The organism is Sphingomonas faeni, from assembly GCF_040407495.1.
Classification (GTDB): domain Bacteria; phylum Pseudomonadota; class Alphaproteobacteria; order Sphingomonadales; family Sphingomonadaceae; genus Sphingomonas; species Sphingomonas faeni_D.
This window is the reverse complement of record NZ_JAPZPP010000002.1, coordinates 202,785-219,142: the sequence shown is the minus strand read 5'-3', so window position 1 is coordinate 219,142 and position 16,358 is coordinate 202,785. Positions and strand designations below refer to the sequence as shown.

Here is a 16,358-nt window from a genome sequence, read left to right as displayed (position 1 = left end):
TCAAACCTTTGGACCTGCCCTGAAGGGTGTGATTTGAGCGGCTCCCCGTCCTTGGGCAAAGAGGGCGGGGAGCCGTTTCGTTTTGAGAGCAGACGGAGTTTGAAGCCATGCGGCGTGTCGTCGTAACCGGGCTAGGCCTGGTCACCCCCCTGGGGGCGGATGTTGAAACGGCCTGGGCGAATATCCTCGCCGGCAAGTCGGGCGCGGGCCCGATCACGCGCTTCGACGCGTCTGATCAGGTGTGCCGCATCGCCTGCGAGGTGAAGCCGGCCGACCACGAGTACGGCTTCGATCCCGGCAAGCGCGTCGACCACAAGGTCCAGCGCCAGGTCGATCCGTTCATCATCTACGGCATCGACGCGGCTGGTCAGGCGCTGGAAGACGCCGGACTGACCGAAATGACGCTTGAAGAGAGCTGGCGTGCCGGCGTCTCGATCGGCTCGGGCATCGGCGGCCTCCCGGGCATCGAGAGCGAATCGATCGTGCTCCACACCAAGGGCCCGCGTCGCGTGTCGCCGCACTTCGTCCATGGTCGCCTGATCAACCTGATTTCGGGTCAGGTCTCGATCAAATACGGCCTGCGCGGTCCGAATCACGCGGTCGTCACCGCCTGCTCGACCGGCGCGCACGCCATTGGCGATGCAGCGCGGATGATCGCAATGGACGATGCCGACGTGATGCTCGCAGGCGGCGCGGAGGGCACTGTCTGCCCGCTCGGCATCGCCGGGTTCGCACAGGCGCGCGCGCTGTCGACCAACTTCAACGATTCGCCTGAGAAGGCTTCGCGTCCCTACGACAAGGATCGCGACGGCTTCGTGATGGGCGAGGGTGCCGGCGTGCTGGTGCTCGAGGAATATGAGCACGCCAAGGCACGTGGCGCGAAGATGTACGCCGAGGTGATCGGCTACGGCCTGTCGGGCGACGCGTACCACGTGACCGCACCGCATCCGGAAGGTGACGGCGCGTTCCGCTCGATGCAGATGGCGATCAAGAAGTCGGGCCTCAAGCTCGAGGACATCGATTACATCAACGCGCACGGCACTTCGACGCCGCTCGGCGACGAGCTCGAACTGGGTGCGGTCCGTCGCCTGTTCGGCGATGCGATCTCGGGTCTGTCGATGTCGTCGACCAAGTCCGCGATCGGCCATCTGCTCGGCGGTGCCGGCGCGGTCGAGAGCATCTTCTGCATCCTCGCGCTGCGCGATCAGATCGTCCCGCCGACGCTGAACCTCGACAATCCGAGCGACAGCTGCGTGGGGGTCGACCTCGTGCCCCACGTGGCCAAGAAGCGCGAAGTCCGCGCGGTACTGAACAATTCGTTCGGCTTCGGCGGCACCAACGCGTCGCTGGTGATGACCAAGGTCCGATAATAGCTTGCTCCCCCCGCGAAGGCGGGGGCCCAGTCTGGGTCCCCGCCTTCACGGGGATCCAAGGAGTACCAATGCGTAAGGTCGGCTGTCTCGGATTGATCATCGGCCTAGCGGCAGTCGTAGCGCTGTTCCTGGTCGTCCAAGGCTGGGGCGGCGCTGGCCCAGCTCCCCGCACGCTGACCGTGCAGATCGGCGAAGGCAGCACGCTGGCCGGCGCTGCCACCGAACTCGAAAAGGCCGGCGCGATCCCCTCGGCTCGACGCTTCCGCCTGTACGCCCGCGTGTTCGGCTCGGGCGACCCGATCAAGGCCGGCGAATACCGCATTGCGCCGCACACCAGCCAGTCCGACATCCTCAAGCTGATGCAGGGCGGCAAGGTCGTCCAGCGCCTCGTCGTCGTCCCCGAAGGCTATCCTTCCGTCCTCGTCCATGACGCGCTGGCGAAGGCGGATGGCCTCACCGGCACCGTGCCCGTCCCGGCGGAAGGCTCGATTCTCCCCGACAGCTACGCCTTCCAAGCTGGCGACACCCGCGCATCGGTTGTCACGCGGATGCAGGCGGCGATGAAGGCCTACCTCGCCACGGCCTGGGCCGCGCGCAAGCCCGGTATCGCGGTGAGCACGCCAGAACAGGCGATCATCCTCGCCTCGATCGTCGAGAAGGAAACCGGCAAGCCCTCCGAACGCCGCACCGTCGCCGCAGTCTACGGCAATCGCCTGCGCAACGGCATGCCGCTCCAGGCCGACCCCACGGTGATTTACCCGATCACCAAGGGCCGCCCGCTGGGCCGTCGCATCCTGCGGTCGGAACTGCATGCGAAGAACGGCTACAACACCTACGCCGAAGCCGGCCTGCCAGTCGGCCCGATCGCCAACCCAGGCCGCGCTTCGATCGACGCGGTGCTCGACCCGGCGCAGACCCAGGCGCTCTACTTCGTAGCAGACGGCACCGGCGGCCACGTGTTTGCGAACACGCTGGCCGAACACAACGCCAACGTGAAGAAATGGTACGCGATCCGGAAAGCCCGCGGTGAGATGTAGCGCGGGTGTTCCGACTCACTCTCGTCATCCCAGCGAAAGCTGGGATATCAGGCCGCAGGGACGGACTGTGTGGCACGAGATCCCAGCTTTCGCTGGGATGACGACTAGGCCCGTAAAGCGTTAGCCGCACGAGCCTTGATCTCGATCTCGGCCATCGTCCCGCCGGTTACCCAGCTCCCCCCCACGCAGAGCACCGGCTTGAACGCCAGCCACTCGGGCGCGCTCGCCTCGGTAATGCCACCGGTCGGGCAGAAGCTGCACTGGTAGAACGGCGCCGCCAAGGCCTTCAGCGCCTTCAATCCGCCATTCGCCTCGGCCGGGAAGAACTTGAAGTGCGTCAGCCCCAGGTCGAGTCCGGTCATGATGTCCGCGGCGTTGGCGATCCCCGGCAGGAACGGAATACCGCTCTCGATGATCGGCGTGGCGAGGCGTTCGGTCAGGCCCGGCGAGACGATGAACTCCGCGCCAGCATCGCGGACCTGCGCAAACTGCTGCGTGTTGACGACGGTCCCCGCGCCGACGATCGCGCCCGGCACCTTCTTCATCTCGGCGATCGCCTCCAGCGCGGCGCCGGTGCGCAACGTCACCTCGAGCACGCGCAGACCGCCGGCAACCAGCGCCTCGGCGAGCGGTCGTGCGAGCGCGGCGTCCTCGATCACCAGCACCGGGATGACGGCGCTGGTCTGCATGATGTCGGCGATAGTGGCGGTCATTGGGTATGTTCCTGTGCAAAGGCGGCCGCGGCGCCGAACAGGCCGGGCTGGGGATGGGTGATGAGCTTGACGGGCAACGCCGCCATCATGCCCTGGAAACGACCCTTGGCGACGAACCGCTGGTCGAAGCCCGAGCGAATCAGACGATCCTTGATCCGGAAGCCTAAGCCGCCTGCGATCACGACCGCCTTTGCGCCTTGCGCCAACGCGAGATCGCCAGCGACTGCGCCGAGCGCGAGGCAGAACCGGTCGAGCGCGGCGAGCGCGATCGAATCGGTACCGTCGATCGCCTCGGTCCAGATCGTCTTGTCGTCATGACTTGGCACCGCGCGGCCTTCCAAAGCGGCGAGCGTCTCGTAGATCGCGACGATGCCGGGCCCGGCGACGACGCGCTCCGCCGAAACCCGCGTGAACGTCTTTCGTAGCCGCTTCAGCAGCGCATCCTCGATCCCGTCGAGCGGGGCGAAGTCCATGTGCCCGCCCTCGGTCTCCAGGACCTGATAGCCGTTCTTGCGCCGCAGCAACTGCGCGACGCCGAGCCCGGTGCCGGGACCGCAGATCGTCGTGATGCCCTCGGATGGCAGCGGCGTATCGGGCCCGCAGAGATGAATGAAGTCGCTGCTGGGCACCTGTGCGACGGCATGACCGACCGCGCCGAAATCGTTGACGACCACCCACTGGTCGGCCTTCAGCCGTTCGGTGATCAGCGACTTGCGGATGATCCACGGGTTGTTGGTCAGCCGGATGACATCGTTCGCGACCGGCGATGCGACCGCGATCGCGAGCGCGCGGGGGAGGGGACGGCCGAGGCCCGCCTCGAACGCCTGGTACGCGGTTTGCAACGACGCATGGTCTGCGGTCTTCAGCGTCGCAGGCTCGCCGAGCGACACGACGCGTCCGTTCTCGACCTCGGCGATCGCGAAGCGCGCATGCGTGCCGCCGATATCCGCCGCTACGATTTCCATGTCATCCTCCGTCCGATTTTATCATTACCGCCGCCCCCGTCATCCCAACGAAAGCTGGGATCTCAAGCCGCATAGTCCGTCCCCGTGGAGCGAGGTCCCGGCTTTCGCCGGGATGACGGGGTGTGGCTGAGGCGACGGCGGCGTGTGTGACGTTCTAAAGCCCAGCGCCCGCCAGCATTGCCGACGCACCCTTTTCGGCCTCGTCGGCAAGCCCGCGGAACATGCCGAACAGCTCGCGGCCCATGCCACTAACCGGCGGCGGTATCGCGACCATGCGGCGCGTCGCCCACTCGTCGGCATCGACCAGTGCCTCCAGCGTACCCTTAACTGCGTCCACCCGGATCATGTCACCGTCTCGGATCAACCCGATCGCACCATCGAGCAGCGCCTCGGGCGAGCAATGGATCGCGCACGGCACTTTCCCGCTCGCCCCCGACATGCGTCCGTCAGTGACCAGCGCAACCTTGAACCCGCGATTCTGCAACACTCCCAGCGGCGGCGTAAGCTTGTGCAGCTCCGGCATCCCGTTCGCGCGCGGCCCTTGGAACCGGACGACGACGACGACGTCCTTGTCCAACTCGCCCCGCTTGAACGCCTCGATCACATCCAACTGGTCGTTGAACACCACCGCAGGCGCCTCGACGATCCACCGCTCGCGCTCGACCGCCGACACCTTGATGCACGCACGGCCGATATTGCCCGCGAGGATCCGCATGCCGCCATCCGGCGAGAACGGCGCGGTCGCAGGACGCAGGATCGTCTCGTCGCCACTGTCGGGCGTGTCGCGCCAGCCGAGCGTGTCGCCGTCGACCACCGCGGTCTTCGCATACGCCGACAGGTCCTCGCCGCCGATCGTCATGATGTCGCCGTGTAACAGCCCTTCGCCGAGCAGCTCGCGGATCACATAGGGCATGCCGCCCGCCGCTTCGAACGCGTTCACGTCCGCCGAGCCGTTGGGATAGACGCGCGCGATCAGCGGGACCGCGCAAGAGAGGCGGTCGAAATCCTCCCAGTCGATAATGATCCCCGCAGCGCGCGCGATCGCTGGAACGTGGAGCAGGTGATTGGTCGAGCCACCCGTCGCGAGCAGGCCGACCGCGGCGTTCACGATCGCCTTCTCGTCAACGCAATGCCCGAGCGGCCGATACGCATCGCCGCGCGCGCCGATCTTCGCCAGCCGGTGCACCGCCGCCCGCGTCAGTTCCTGGCGCAGCTTGGTGCCCGGATTGACGAACGCCGCGCCCGGCATGTGGAGGCCCATGACCTCCATCATCATCTGGTTGGTGTTCGCCGTGCCGTAGAAGGTGCACGTGCCCTTCGAATGATACGCGCCGATCTCGGCTTCGAGCAGCTCGTCACGCCCGACCAGCCCTTCCGCGAATTTCTCGCGGACCGCAGCCTTGGCCTTGTTCGGCAAGCCGGTCGGCATCGGCCCGCCGGGAATCAGTACCATCGGCAAATGCCCGAAGCGCAGCGCGCCCATTAGCAAACCCGGCACGATCTTGTCGCAGATGCCGAGCAGCGCGGCACCCTCGAACGTGCCGTGAGACAGCGCAATCGCGGTGCTCAGCGCAATCGTGTCGCGGCTGAACAGCGACAGCTCCATCCCCGGATAGCCTTGCGTCACGCCGTCGCACATCGCCGGCACGCCGCCCGCGACCTGCGCGGTCGCACCCGCTTCGCGCGCCCAGATTTTCATCAGCTCGGGGTAGCGATAATAGACAGCGTGAGCCGACAGCATGTCGTTATACGCGGTGACGATGCCGATGTTCATGCCGGCATCGGCCTTCATCGCGTCGCGGTCTTCCTCGGTCCCGGCATAGGCGTGCGCAAGGTTCGCACAGCCCAGACCCGGGCGCCGGACCTGCGCCGCCGCCTCGCGCTCGATCAACGCGAGATAGGCGGCGCGGCTGTCGCGCGAGCGCTCGATGATCCGGTCGGTGACCGCGGAGACGACGGCGTTCAGCATCGTCACGGCGCCCAGTGCACGTCGACCGGCAGCTCGACCTCAGCGAGTACGCGGCCGATCGGGTAGGACGACGACGGCCCCTGTTCGATCGCCACTTCGAGGACCTTCTTTTTCGCGTCGCCGGTGATCATGATCATCAGCGCCTTCGACGATGCGATGGCGGCAGCCGACAGCGTCACGCGTGCCAGCGGTGCTTCGGGCGGCAGCGGATCTGGCATCACGCCGAGCGCGCGACGTTCCTTCGGGCCGCTCAGCGCCTCGTCGTAATCGGGACCGGGGAAGATCGACGCGGTATGTCCGTCGCCGCCCATGCCGAGCAGGCAGAAGTCGAGCGGCCAGTGCAGGTCCTGCATCAGCGCATCCGCCGAGCGACCGGCCGCCTTGTAGTCGGACATCGCCTCGGGGACGATCGGCTTCACGCGCGCACCCTTGGGCAGGAAGATCTTCGCCAGCGCGGTTACGTTGGACAGCGGATCGCCGAGCTTCACGATCCGCTCGTCGCCGGGGATGATCGTGACCTTCTTCCAGTCGAGCTTCGCCTGGGCGAGCTTCTCATACGCAGCGAACGGCGTCTTGCCGCCCGCCAGCGCGATCACTGCCGAGCCGCGCGCGTCGAGTGCGCTCTCGATGACGAACTGGATATCGCCCGCAACTGCGTTGGCGAGCTCGCCCGCGTCGTCATATTCCCACCATTCGATTTCGGTCATAAACTTGAACTCACTCAGAAAATTGCTGTCAAAAATGCCGTTCGTGCCGAGTAGGGATCGAGCGAAGCCGAGAGCCCGTATCGAGGTACAATGCCACAATCGGGCCGATCCCTCGATACGCCTTCTCGACTTCGCTCGAAGGCTACTCGGGACGAACGGAAAGAAACAAACTCAGTCGTCCTGCCAGGTCACGCCGTCGCGCTCGGTCAGCGCGATCGCGGCCGACGGACCCCAGCTACCCGAGGCATAGCTCTTGGGCTTCATCGCGTTGGCCTTCCAGCCCTCGCGGATCGCGTCGATCCAGGTCCATTGCGCCTCGACCTCGTCACGGCGCACGAACAAGGTCTGGTCGCCCTCGATCAGGTCGAGCAGCAGCCGCTCATACGCGATCCGCCGACGCGAGCCGGCGAACTCGGCATCCATGCTCAGGTTCAGCGGAACCTCGCGTAGGCGGACGCCCTCGCGGTCGAGACCCGGTTCCTTCGCCATCACGAGCAGCTGGATATATTCCTCCGGCTGGAGGCGGATGATCAGCATGTTGGGTTGCAACAACCCGCCACGCCCGGCGAACATTGAATGCGGCACCGCCTTGAACTGGATCGCGATCTCGCTGCGGCGCGTCGCCATGCGCTTGCCAGTGCGCAGATAGAATGGCACGCCCTGCCAGCGCCAGTTGTCGACATGCGCCTTGATCGCGACGAACGTCTCGGTGGTCGATGGTTGGCCGAGTTCATCCGAGTAGCTCTTGACGAACTTCCCCTTTACCGCGCCTTCGCCGTACTGGCCGGTGACCGTGACGTGCGGGACCTCCTCGGGCTTGATCATGCGCAGCGAGCGAAACACCTTCGACTTTTCGTCGCGGACATCCGTGCCCTCGAAGCGTGCGGGCGGCTCCATTGCGATCAGCGCGAGCAACTGGAGCATATGGTTGGCGACCATGTCGCGCAGCGCACCCGCCGTCTCGTAATAGCCCGCGCGCTCTTCGAGCCCGACCGTCTCCGAGATCGTGATCTGGACGTTGTCGATCCCTTGCGCGTTCCACACCGGCTCGAAGAACGAGTTGCCGAAGCGCAGCGCGAGGATGTTCTGGACGGTTTCCTTGCCGAGATAATGATCGATCCGATAGGTCCGATCTTCCGGGAAAGCCTTCGCGACCGCATCGTTGATCTCGCGGCTCGTCTCAAGGTCGTAGCCGAGCGGCTTCTCGAGTCCGACGCGGACCGTCTCGCCGGCAAGACCCACCTTATGCAGACCTTCGATCGCGGCCTCGAACAGCGATGGCGCGGTCGACAGGTAGATCGCCAGCCCGCCGGAGATATCGCCGATCTTGTCCGCCAGCGGCTGGAAGCTCGCCGGATCCGACAGGTCGGTTGGCTGGTAGAAGATCCGGTCGAGGAACGTCCCGATCGCGCTTTCGTCCTTGCGATCCTCGGGCAGGAACTCGTCGAGCGCCTTCTTGGCGAACTTGCGGTAATCCTTGTCGTCATGCTCATGACGCGCGGCACCGGTGATCGTCAGTTCCTCGGGCAGCAACCCATCGGCGTGCAGCCCATAGAGCGAGGGCAGCAGCATGCGCTGCGCGAGATCGCCGGTCGCGCCGAACAGGAGCAGCTTGGCTACGGGATTACGGTGCATGGAAGCTCCTGGATTTGGCGATGGACCGGGCGGAAAACGCCGGTCCTAGAAAACGAGGCCGGCTACGGGATCGACCCCGGCCATGATGTTGAGGTTCTGGACCGCGGCACCGCCGGCGCCCTTTCCGAGATTGTCGAGCGTCGCGACCAGCCGCGCATGACCGACGGCGTCGTTGCCACATACCCGCAGCGTCAGACGATCGGTCCCTGCATTCTCTTCGATATCGACCGAGCCGATATCGCCGGGGGCAACCGAGATGAGCTTCGAGCCATCGAACGCACCGCGCAACACGTCTTCGATCGCCGCGAGCGTAGGGCGGCCGGGCAGGGCGTGGAGGTGCAACGGCACTTCGACGACCATGCCGCGATACGTATTCGCCACGGCGGGTGCGAAGATCGGTGCGTGCGTTAGGCCCGCATGCTGGGTCATCTCGGCGATATGCTTGTGCGCAAGGCCTAGCGCGTAGGCGCGGAAGGCCGTCGCAGGCTCGCCATTCTCGAACGCCGCGATCATCGCCTTGCCGCCGCCCGAGTAACCAGAGGTCGCGTTAACGCTCAGCGGGAGGTCGGCGGGGATGAGACCGGCCGCGATCAGAGGCGCGACAAGCGCGAGGAAACCGGTGGGGTAGCAGCCGGGGTTCGACACGCGCATCGCGGTCGCGACCTTCTCCGCCTGGCCCGGCAACTCGGGGAAGCCGTAGGTCCAGCCGGCAGCGACGCGGTGTGCGCTGGATGCGTCGATGACGCGGGTGCGCGCATTGTCGATCAGCGTGACGGCTTCGCGCGATGCCTCGTCCGGCAGGCATAGGATGACGAAATCAGCATCGTTCAGCGCCTCGCGCCGCGCCACCGGATCCTTGCGCCGGTCTTCCGCCAGCAGCGCCAGCGTGATGTCGGTCCGGCCGGCGAGCCGTTCGCGGATTTCGAGCCCGGTGGTGCCGACCGCGCCATCGATGAAGACCGTGGTCATGCCGCGTCCGTCGTCGAAAGGTCGAGCGCAGCGGCCTCGACATAGCCGACCAGCCCACTCGGGCGCGCAACGCCCCATGCGGAAATGCCGGCAATCTCCAGCACTTCGAAACTGTCGCCAGGGTTGAGGTCGACCATCGTATCGCTCGCTTCGTCTCGTCCGCTGCGCAACAAAGCTGTGCGCGCGACGGGCCGTATCATCGGCACGGCATAGTGTGGAGCGAATACGTATTCGGCGAGGCGAATATCGGCGATATCGCGGCGAACCGCGTGGGTACGAGGGTCGAGGTCGACCGAGCGGCCCGTCAGCGAAAAGCTCGTGCGGGCCTGGTCGTCGAATGGCTCAAGCGTGAGCGGCTGCGCGGCCACCAGATCCACTGCCAGTGCCGGCTGGGGCTGGGCCGTCGCCGATGAATTGCCCGAACTCTTCAAGAAAATCTGCCCCTTCGGTCGTGCGCGCGACGAAGATGTTGCGCTTGTCGCTATCGTCGCGTTGCCGGCGCAGATAGCCGAGGGCACCCAATCTGTTCAAGGCGCGCGTGACGACCGGCTTCGATACGTTCAGCGCACGGGCAAGCCCGCGGACCGTATGCGGCCCCGGTTTGAGATAAACGAGTAGAAGAAGCGCCATCTGACGATTGGTCAGATCGGGTTCACCCGAGCGGACATAATCCACCAGAGCGGTCATCCAGGTCGATAAGGTATTGGCTGCCATTGATGCCACAGCGTTGATCCGCCATCTGAATTTATGTGCACGATACCCAGTCATGAGCGTCATTACGGGTTCACAACGCCGCCCGGACGTCATGTTTCCGTAGTTTTGCGATTGCCTTGCGATATGCGGAGGCAGCGTCGCGGTCGATCACCTGGTTGATCGAAACCGCGACGTCGCCTATGTGCGCGCCTTCGCAAAAGTTCCGGGGTTTTCCGCGCAATGTTCGCCTTTCTGCTCGTCATCCACGCGATCATCGCGGCCGCCCTCGTCACGGTGATCCTCATGCAGCGCTCGGAAGGCGGCGGTCTGGGCATGGGCGGCAGTCCGTCGGGCCTTATGTCGGCACGCGGCGCGGCCGATTTCCTGACCCGCGCGACCGGCGTCCTCGCGACGATGTTCGTGCTGTTCTCGATCCTGCTCGCGGTTCTCGCGGCGAATCACCGCACCACCACGATCGACACGTCGCTCGCCCGCACTCCGGCGGCGGCGACTGCCGTTCCGACTGCGCAGCCCAAGGGTGACGCGGCTCCGTTCGCTGGCGGTGCCGAGAATGCTGGCGTTCCCGCCGGCACCACCACCACGCCAACTGACAATTCTGCGGTCCCACTCGCCCGCTAAACACTCCATTCGCCGATAAAAGGCCCCTGCGTGATCCGCGGGGCTCTTGTCGTTCGTCCCCAACACACGCTACGAGACTCTTCCCATGGCTCGGTACATTTTCATCACCGGGGGCGTGGTTTCGTCGCTCGGTAAAGGTCTCATGGCGGCATCGCTTGCCGCCCTCCTCCAGGCACGCGGGTATACCGTCAGGATTCGGAAGTTCGATCCGTATCTGAACGTCGATCCCGGCACGATGTCGCCGTATCAGCACGGCGAGGTGTACGTCACGGATGATGGCGCCGAGACCGACCTCGACCTCGGCCATTACGAGCGCTTCACCGGCGTTCCCTCGCGCCAGTCGGACAACGTCACCTCGGGCCGCATCTATCAGCAGATCATCACACGCGAGCGCCGCGGCGATTATCTCGGTGCGACCGTGCAGGTCATTCCGCACGTCACCGACGCGATCAAGGCGTTCGCGCGCGCCGAGACCGACGGCATCGATTTCATCCTCTGCGAGATCGGCGGCACCGTCGGCGATATCGAATCGCTCCCGTTCATCGAGGCGATTCGCCAGCTTAAGAACGAGGAAGGCCGCGGCAACGCGATCAGCATTCACGTGACGCTGGTCCCGTACATCGCCGCCGCCGGCGAGCTGAAGACCAAACCGACCCAGCATTCGGTCCGGGAACTTGCGGCGCTCGGCGTTCAGCCCGACGTGCTGGTCTGCCGCTGCGAACACCCGCTGCCGCCGTCGGAGCGCGCCAAGATCGCGTTGTTCTGCAACGTGCCCGCCAGCGCGGTGATTCCCGCGCTCGACGCGAAGAGCATCTACGCGGTGCCGCTCCAGTATCACGGCGAAGGCCTCGACATCGAAGTGCTGCGCGCGTTCGGGATCGAGCCCGCCGAGGCGCCCGACCTGTCGCGCTGGACCGAGATCATGGACCGCCTGACCAACCCGCAAGGCGAAGTCACGATCGGCGTGGTCGGCAAATATGTCGGGCTCCAGGATGCATACAAGTCGCTCAACGAAGCGCTGGTCCACGGCGGCATCGCGAATCGGGTGAAGGTCAACGTCCGCTGGATCGATGCCGAGCTGTTCGAGAATGCCGAGAGCGACATCGCCGGACAGCTCGAGCCGTGCGACGCGATTCTCGTCCCCGGCGCGTTCGGCGAACGTGGCGCGGAGGGCAAGATCGCCTCCGTCAAGTTCGCGCGCGAGCGGAAGATCCCGTATTTCGGCATCTGCTTCGGGATGCAGATGGCCTGCGTCGAGGGCGCGCGCGATCTCGCCGGCATCCCCAATGCCTCGTCGACCGAGTTCGGCCCGACCGACGAGCCGGTGGTCGGCATGATCACCGAATGGATGGGCCGCGAAGGCCTCGAGACGCGTGCTGCCGAGGGCGACATGGGCGGCACGATGCGGCTCGGCGCGTATGACGCGAAGCTCGACGGCAACAGCGTCGTGGCGTCGATATACGGCGGCACCGAAATTTCGGAGCGCCATCGTCACCGCTATGAGGTCAACACCGGCTACAAGGAAGCGCTGGAGCAGGGCGGCCTCGTCTTCTCGGGCATGTCCCCCGACGGCACGCTGCCGGAGATCGTCGAACGCCCCGACCACCCCTGGTTCGTCGGCGTGCAGTTCCATCCGGAGCTGAAGTCCAAGCCGTTCGATCCACATCCGCTGTTCGCGAGCTTCATCGAAGCCGCAGTCAAGCAGAGTCGCCTAGTCTAAACGCCCTCTCCCACGAGGAGGGGGCGTGGTGGGAAGGGTGAGCACATTGCGCCTCACCCTTCCGCAACCGGGTTCCTCCCTTAGCGGAAGGACATGCTGTTACGCCGCCTGCTCGATGGCAGTGGTGTCGGTCGTCGTATCGACGGCAGCGAGCGGCGCGCCTGTCTTGATCGCGATGCTCTTGGGCTTCATCGCCTCGGGTACTTCACGCACCAGATCGATCACCAGCAGTCCGTCGTTCAGCCGCGCATCCTGCACCAGCACGAAATCGGCCAGTTCGAAGCGTCGTTCGAACGAGCGGTTGGCGATCCCGACATGAAGCAACTGCCCCTCGGACGCGGTCTCGTCCTTCTTGCCCGCGACCAGCAACAGGTTCTGCTGCGCGGTGATCGCGATCTCGTCGCGGGCGAACCCGGCGACCGCGAGCGTGATGCGGTAGCGGTCCTGCGCGATCCGCTCGAGGTTGAACGGCGGGTAATTGTCGGACGTCGCGGCGCGCGCGTTCGTCTCGATCATGTCGAACAGCCGATCGAACCCGACGGTCGAGCGGCGATAGGGGGTAAGGTCGAGTCGCATATCAAAATCCTCGTCTGAGCAATTTGTCGAAGCCCGGATCCGCCTGTGCGCGACCCAGGCGCACGGCCCATCAGGCGCCGCGCGGCGGTGATCTGGTAAGCCGTTTTCGAGCGTCAAGAGCCGCCTTAAAAAATCGAGAAAGGCCGGCTTTCCGCGGCCAAAGAGATACCGTCATTGAATATCCCCCTGAACAGTAGACTTTGCGCGCCAAGGTTCAGGGGAAAAACTTCATGTCGCTAACGCTTGCGCTGCTGCTGGCCGGTCAGGTCGCTACCGTGTCTACGCCGTCAGACCAGTCGACCGCTCCGCAGACGCCCGCTGCCGAACCAGCGAGCGGTCGCTTGGGCAACCAGCAGCAGGGTGGCGGTGGCGATATCGTCGTCACGGCCCGCCGCCGCGCCGAGACCATCCAGACCGTTCCCATCGCAATGTCCGTCATCGGCGGCACCGCGCTTGCCGAAACCGGCGCGTACAATGTCAACCGTCTCACGCAGCTTCAGCCGACGCTGCAATTCTACTCGACCAACCCGCGCAACTCCGCCGCCAACATCCGTGGCCTTGGTGCGCCGTTCGGTCTGACCAACGACGGAATTGAGCAGGGCGTCGGCATCTATGTCGACCAGGTCTATTACAGCCGCATCGCGTCGGCGACGTTCGACTTCACCGACACCGAGCGGATCGAAGTCCTCCGCGGGCCTCAGGGCACGCTCTACGGCAAGAACACCACTGCCGGCGCGATCAACATCACGACGCGCAAGCCCAGCTTCACGCCCGAGGCGCGGATCGAACTCACCACCGGCAACTACCAGTTCATCCAGGCCAAGGCCTCGGTATCCGGCCCGCTGATCCCCGATAAGCTCGCGATCCGGCTGTCCGCGTCGGTAACCGAGCGCGACGGCACGATCCACAATGTCGCGACCGGCAAGGACCTTAACGCGCAGGACAATAAGAGCGTCCGCGGACAGCTATACTGGAAGCCGACCGACAATCTCGATCTGGCATTGTCGGGCGACTACGGCCAGCAGAATCCGAATTGCTGCGTGCAATATTACGCGCGCACCGGCGCCACCCAGCGCCCGCTCACCCGCCAATACGCCGCCCTCGCCGCCGCGCAGGGCTATGTCGTGCCGTCCACCAGCGCGTTCGACCGCGTGACCGATGTCGACACGCCGTTGCGCGCGAAGCAGGAACTGGGGGGCGTGTCGCTGCTCGGCAATCTCGATCTCGGTGCGGCGACGATCACTTCGGTCAGCGCGTGGCGGTTCTGGCATTGGGATCCGTCGAACGACCGCGATTTCATCGGCCTGCCGATCACCACCGTCTCCGCCAATCCGTCGCAGCAGACGCAGTACAGCCAGGAGCTGCGGATCGCTTCGAACGGCAAGCACACGCTCGATTACGTGCTTGGCGCGTTCTATTTCTACCAGACGATCGATACGCAGGGGCTTCAGGTGCAGGGGCCGGCGGCAAGTGCGTTCCTGCTCAATCCGACCAGCGCGGGCGGCAAGAGTCCGGCGACGCTGAACGGGCTCACCGCACGCAACACCATCGGCTTTACCAACACCAGCGCGGCGCTGTTCGGCAAGCTGACCTGGAACGTCAGCGACCGGTTCCAGATCGCGCCGGGCCTGCGGCTCAACTACGACAAGAAGAAGGGTGATTATGTCTCGGTCGTGACGACCGGTGCCGGCGAACTCGTCACCGGTGAGGCAAGATTCAACGACCAGCGCGGCGTACTCGCGCCGCAGAGCTACCAGCCCGATTTCGACAATTGGAACCTGTCGGGCGATATCACGGCGGCCTACACCGTGACGTCAGACATCCATGCTTATGCGACCTACGCGCGCAGCTACAAGTCGGGCGGGATCAACCTATCGGGCCTGCCGCTAGACGGAAGCAACAACCCGATCCTGTCGGCTGCCACGGTGAAGCCTGAAAAGGTCAACCATTTCGAGCTTGGTCTGAAGACGCAGTTCCTGGATCGCCGGCTGACGCTCAATCTTGCTGGGTTCTGGACCGAGATCAGCGACTACCAGGCCACCGTCACCAACGGGCAGCTTGGCGTGTTGCGCGGCTATCTCGCCAACGCCGGCAAGGTCCGGACCCGCGGTCTGGAGTTCGATTCGGCCTTCCGCCCCACCGACCGGTTCAGCGTCTACGCCAACGGCGCCTATACCGACGCAAAATACGTCAAGTTCGTCGATGCACCGTGCCCGCCCGAACTGTCCGGCGGTACCACCGCCGATGCGACGCATCCCGCCAGCCCGGCCGGTCAGGCGGGAACATCGACGACACCGTCCTATAGCCCGGCCAATTGCGACATCTCCGGCCAGCGCCTGCCCGGCGTGTCGAAATGGGCGTTCTCCTACGGCGCAGAGTACGACCTGCCGGCCACGATCGGTGGACTCGATGGTCAGGTGTATCTTGGCTATGACGGCAGCTACCGCTCGACCTTCTCGTCCAACCCGTCGCGCTCGGCCTACACCGACATCAAGGGATATGCGCTCAGCAACTTCCGCTTGGGATTCAAGGCGAAGGACAGCTGGAACGTGTTCGGCTGGCTGCGCAACGCCTTCGATCACAATTATTACGAAGTGCTCGCGCTCCAGTCGGGCAGCACAGGGCTCGTCGTCGGACAGCCCGGCGATCCGCGCACCTATGGCCTGACCGTGTCGCGCTCGTTCTGATCCTACGCGCGTTTTGTCACGACGCGTTCAGGTTGGGCGCGATAGGTCATGATTACGGCCCGGAGGGACGTCGCAGTCGGAAGCTCCCGATGTCCCTCCGGTTCCGGATCCACGACATCTTGATGCTTTCCGACCGCCTCTTGCGCATACCCGCCGCGGCGCGCAGTCTGTTGTCCTGAGACAGGCAGGGGCGGCGCTATGTTTTTCGTACGACAGGGGCCTTTGTGGTTTCGCATGACGACCGGAGTCCTTGTTCTCTGGGGGCTCGTCGGATGTTTCATGTGCCTGCAACAGCTTAGGCTCGGCGCGGACGCGATGGGGCAGTCCAGCGCCTATGACCGGGCGCTCTATGCGGCGCTGCCCAACTGGTATGATCCGCTGTTCGCTATCGCCGTGCTGAGCGGTCTCGTCGGCGCGATCCTTCTGTTCATGCGGCGCGCCAATGCTCGTCCCTTCTTGATCGCATCGCTGGTGGCGACGATCGCGCAGTTCGGTTGGTTGTTCGCCTCGACCGACATCGTCGCGCACAAGGGCGCAAGCGAGACGCTCGGCTTGCCCGTCGTCATCATCGCGATCGCGGCCTTCACGCTCTGGCTCGTCGGCCATGCCCGACTGAAGGGCTGGGCAGTATGACGCGCACGGCACTGGGCGAGCGCGACGCCGCACGCTACTAGC

15 protein-coding genes are annotated in these 16,358 nt (G+C 65.1%); 6 read left to right on the top strand and 9 right to left on the bottom strand.

The genetic code is table 11. The annotated features are described in order from the left end of the window. The first annotated feature begins 107 nt into the window (after nt 1-107). The gene (gene fabF, locus O6W96_RS05850) at nt 108-1,370 is read left to right on the top strand and encodes a beta-ketoacyl-ACP synthase II (RefSeq protein ID WP_056050875.1); all 1,263 of its coding nucleotides are present in this window, start codon (nt 108-110) and stop codon (nt 1,368-1,370) included. Between the two features lie 71 nt (nt 1,371-1,441). Further along, complete coding sequence (gene mltG / locus O6W96_RS05845; protein WP_353468719.1) at nt 1,442-2,410, top strand: endolytic transglycosylase MltG; 969 nt, start codon at nt 1,442-1,444, stop codon at nt 2,408-2,410. Nucleotides 2,411-2,514: 104 nt separating this feature from the next. Here the strand turns inward: mltG and eda are convergent, their stop codons facing one another. The 8 genes from eda to O6W96_RS05805 all read right to left on the bottom strand — a co-directional run bounded on the left by eda (nt 2,515) and on the right by O6W96_RS05805 (nt 10,055). Continuing rightward, nucleotides 2,515-3,123, bottom strand: a complete 609-nt coding sequence (eda, locus tag O6W96_RS05840) for a bifunctional 4-hydroxy-2-oxoglutarate aldolase/2-dehydro-3-deoxy-phosphogluconate aldolase (RefSeq protein WP_353468718.1) — start codon at nt 3,121-3,123, stop codon at nt 2,515-2,517. Further along, nucleotides 3,120-4,088, bottom strand: coding sequence for a glucokinase (gene glk, locus O6W96_RS05835; protein ID WP_353468717.1), 969 nt, complete (start codon nt 4,086-4,088; stop codon nt 3,120-3,122). The genes eda and glk overlap by 4 nt, the downstream gene beginning before the upstream one ends. A gap of 154 nt (nt 4,089-4,242) precedes the next feature. Continuing rightward, a complete protein-coding gene (gene edd, locus O6W96_RS05830; protein WP_353468716.1) occupies nt 4,243-6,057 on the bottom strand; it encodes a phosphogluconate dehydratase in 1,815 nt (604 codons plus the stop codon). A gap of 2 nt (nt 6,058-6,059) precedes the next feature. After that, complete coding sequence (gene pgl / locus O6W96_RS05825; RefSeq protein ID WP_353468715.1) at nt 6,060-6,764, bottom strand: 6-phosphogluconolactonase; 705 nt, start codon at nt 6,762-6,764, stop codon at nt 6,060-6,062. A 171-nt stretch (nt 6,765-6,935) separates the two neighbouring features. Beyond that, nucleotides 6,936-8,399 (bottom strand): glucose-6-phosphate dehydrogenase, encoded by a 1,464-nt coding sequence (zwf, locus tag O6W96_RS05820; RefSeq protein ID WP_353468714.1) that lies wholly within the window; start codon nt 8,397-8,399, stop codon nt 6,936-6,938. Nucleotides 8,400-8,444: 45 nt separating this feature from the next. Further along, on the bottom strand, nt 8,445-9,368 hold the full coding sequence (gene argC / locus O6W96_RS05815) for an N-acetyl-gamma-glutamyl-phosphate reductase (RefSeq protein ID WP_353468713.1): 924 nt from the start codon (nt 9,366-9,368) through the stop codon (nt 8,445-8,447). Further along, on the bottom strand, nt 9,365-9,745 hold the full coding sequence (locus tag O6W96_RS05810; protein ID WP_353468712.1) for an SH3 domain-containing protein: 381 nt from the start codon (nt 9,743-9,745) through the stop codon (nt 9,365-9,367). Before O6W96_RS05810 ends, argC begins: the two co-directional genes overlap by 4 nt. Next, on the bottom strand, nt 9,711-10,055 hold the full coding sequence (locus tag O6W96_RS05805) for a MarR family transcriptional regulator (protein ID WP_056486087.1): 345 nt from the start codon (nt 10,053-10,055) through the stop codon (nt 9,711-9,713). The genes O6W96_RS05810 and O6W96_RS05805 overlap by 35 nt, the downstream gene beginning before the upstream one ends. A gap of 246 nt (nt 10,056-10,301) precedes the next feature. On the opposite strand from O6W96_RS05805, the gene secG reads away from it, so the two are divergent. Continuing rightward, entirely contained in the window at nt 10,302-10,700 is a 399-nt protein-coding gene (gene secG, locus O6W96_RS05800; protein ID WP_353468711.1) for a preprotein translocase subunit SecG, read from the top strand. Nucleotides 10,701-10,785: 85 nt separating this feature from the next. Next, the gene (locus O6W96_RS05795) at nt 10,786-12,420 is read left to right on the top strand and encodes a CTP synthase (RefSeq protein ID WP_060526950.1); all 1,635 of its coding nucleotides are present in this window, start codon (nt 10,786-10,788) and stop codon (nt 12,418-12,420) included. Between the two features lie 99 nt (nt 12,421-12,519). Here O6W96_RS05795 and O6W96_RS05790 read toward each other — a convergent pair whose 3' ends face one another. After that, nucleotides 12,520-12,996, bottom strand: coding sequence for an Hsp20 family protein (locus O6W96_RS05790; protein WP_353468710.1), 477 nt, complete (start codon nt 12,994-12,996; stop codon nt 12,520-12,522). 230 nt (nt 12,997-13,226) lie between these two features. On the opposite strand from O6W96_RS05790, the gene O6W96_RS05785 reads away from it, so the two are divergent. Continuing rightward, nucleotides 13,227-15,683: a TonB-dependent receptor gene (locus tag O6W96_RS05785; RefSeq protein WP_353468709.1), complete on the top strand. Its 2,457-nt coding sequence runs from the start codon at nt 13,227-13,229 to the stop codon at nt 15,681-15,683. A 234-nt stretch (nt 15,684-15,917) separates the two neighbouring features. After that, entirely contained in the window at nt 15,918-16,316 is a 399-nt protein-coding gene (locus O6W96_RS05780) for a hypothetical protein (protein ID WP_353468708.1), read from the top strand. Nucleotides 16,317-16,358: the final 42 nt, after the last annotated feature.

What these genes read in the sequence shown, in the direction of transcription:
- O6W96_RS05795 (WP_060526950.1), top strand. Translation starts at nt 10,786, where the DNA reads ATGGCTCGGTACATTTTCATCACCGGGGGCGTGGTTTCGTCGCTCGGT.
- O6W96_RS05785 (WP_353468709.1), top strand. Translation starts at nt 13,227, where the DNA reads ATGTCGCTAACGCTTGCGCTGCTGCTGGCCGGTCAGGTCGCTACCGTG.
- edd (WP_353468716.1), bottom strand. Translation starts at nt 6,057, where the DNA reads ATGCTGAACGCCGTCGTCTCCGCGGTCACCGACCGGATCATCGAGCGC.
- pgl (WP_353468715.1), bottom strand. Translation starts at nt 6,764, where the DNA reads ATGACCGAAATCGAATGGTGGGAATATGACGACGCGGGCGAGCTCGCC.
- glk (WP_353468717.1), bottom strand. Translation starts at nt 4,088, where the DNA reads ATGGAAATCGTAGCGGCGGATATCGGCGGCACGCATGCGCGCTTCGCG.
- mltG (WP_353468719.1), top strand. Translation starts at nt 1,442, where the DNA reads ATGCGTAAGGTCGGCTGTCTCGGATTGATCATCGGCCTAGCGGCAGTC.
- O6W96_RS05790 (WP_353468710.1), bottom strand. Translation starts at nt 12,996, where the DNA reads ATGCGACTCGACCTTACCCCCTATCGCCGCTCGACCGTCGGGTTCGAT.
- zwf (WP_353468714.1), bottom strand. Translation starts at nt 8,399, where the DNA reads ATGCACCGTAATCCCGTAGCCAAGCTGCTCCTGTTCGGCGCGACCGGC.
- argC (WP_353468713.1), bottom strand. Translation starts at nt 9,368, where the DNA reads ATGACCACGGTCTTCATCGATGGCGCGGTCGGCACCACCGGGCTCGAA.
- O6W96_RS05780 (WP_353468708.1), top strand. Translation starts at nt 15,918, where the DNA reads ATGACGACCGGAGTCCTTGTTCTCTGGGGGCTCGTCGGATGTTTCATG.
- secG (WP_353468711.1), top strand. Translation starts at nt 10,302, where the DNA reads ATGTTCGCCTTTCTGCTCGTCATCCACGCGATCATCGCGGCCGCCCTC.
- fabF (WP_056050875.1), top strand. Translation starts at nt 108, where the DNA reads ATGCGGCGTGTCGTCGTAACCGGGCTAGGCCTGGTCACCCCCCTGGGG.
- O6W96_RS05805 (WP_056486087.1), bottom strand. Translation starts at nt 10,055, where the DNA reads ATGACCGCTCTGGTGGATTATGTCCGCTCGGGTGAACCCGATCTGACC.
- eda (WP_353468718.1), bottom strand. Translation starts at nt 3,123, where the DNA reads ATGACCGCCACTATCGCCGACATCATGCAGACCAGCGCCGTCATCCCG.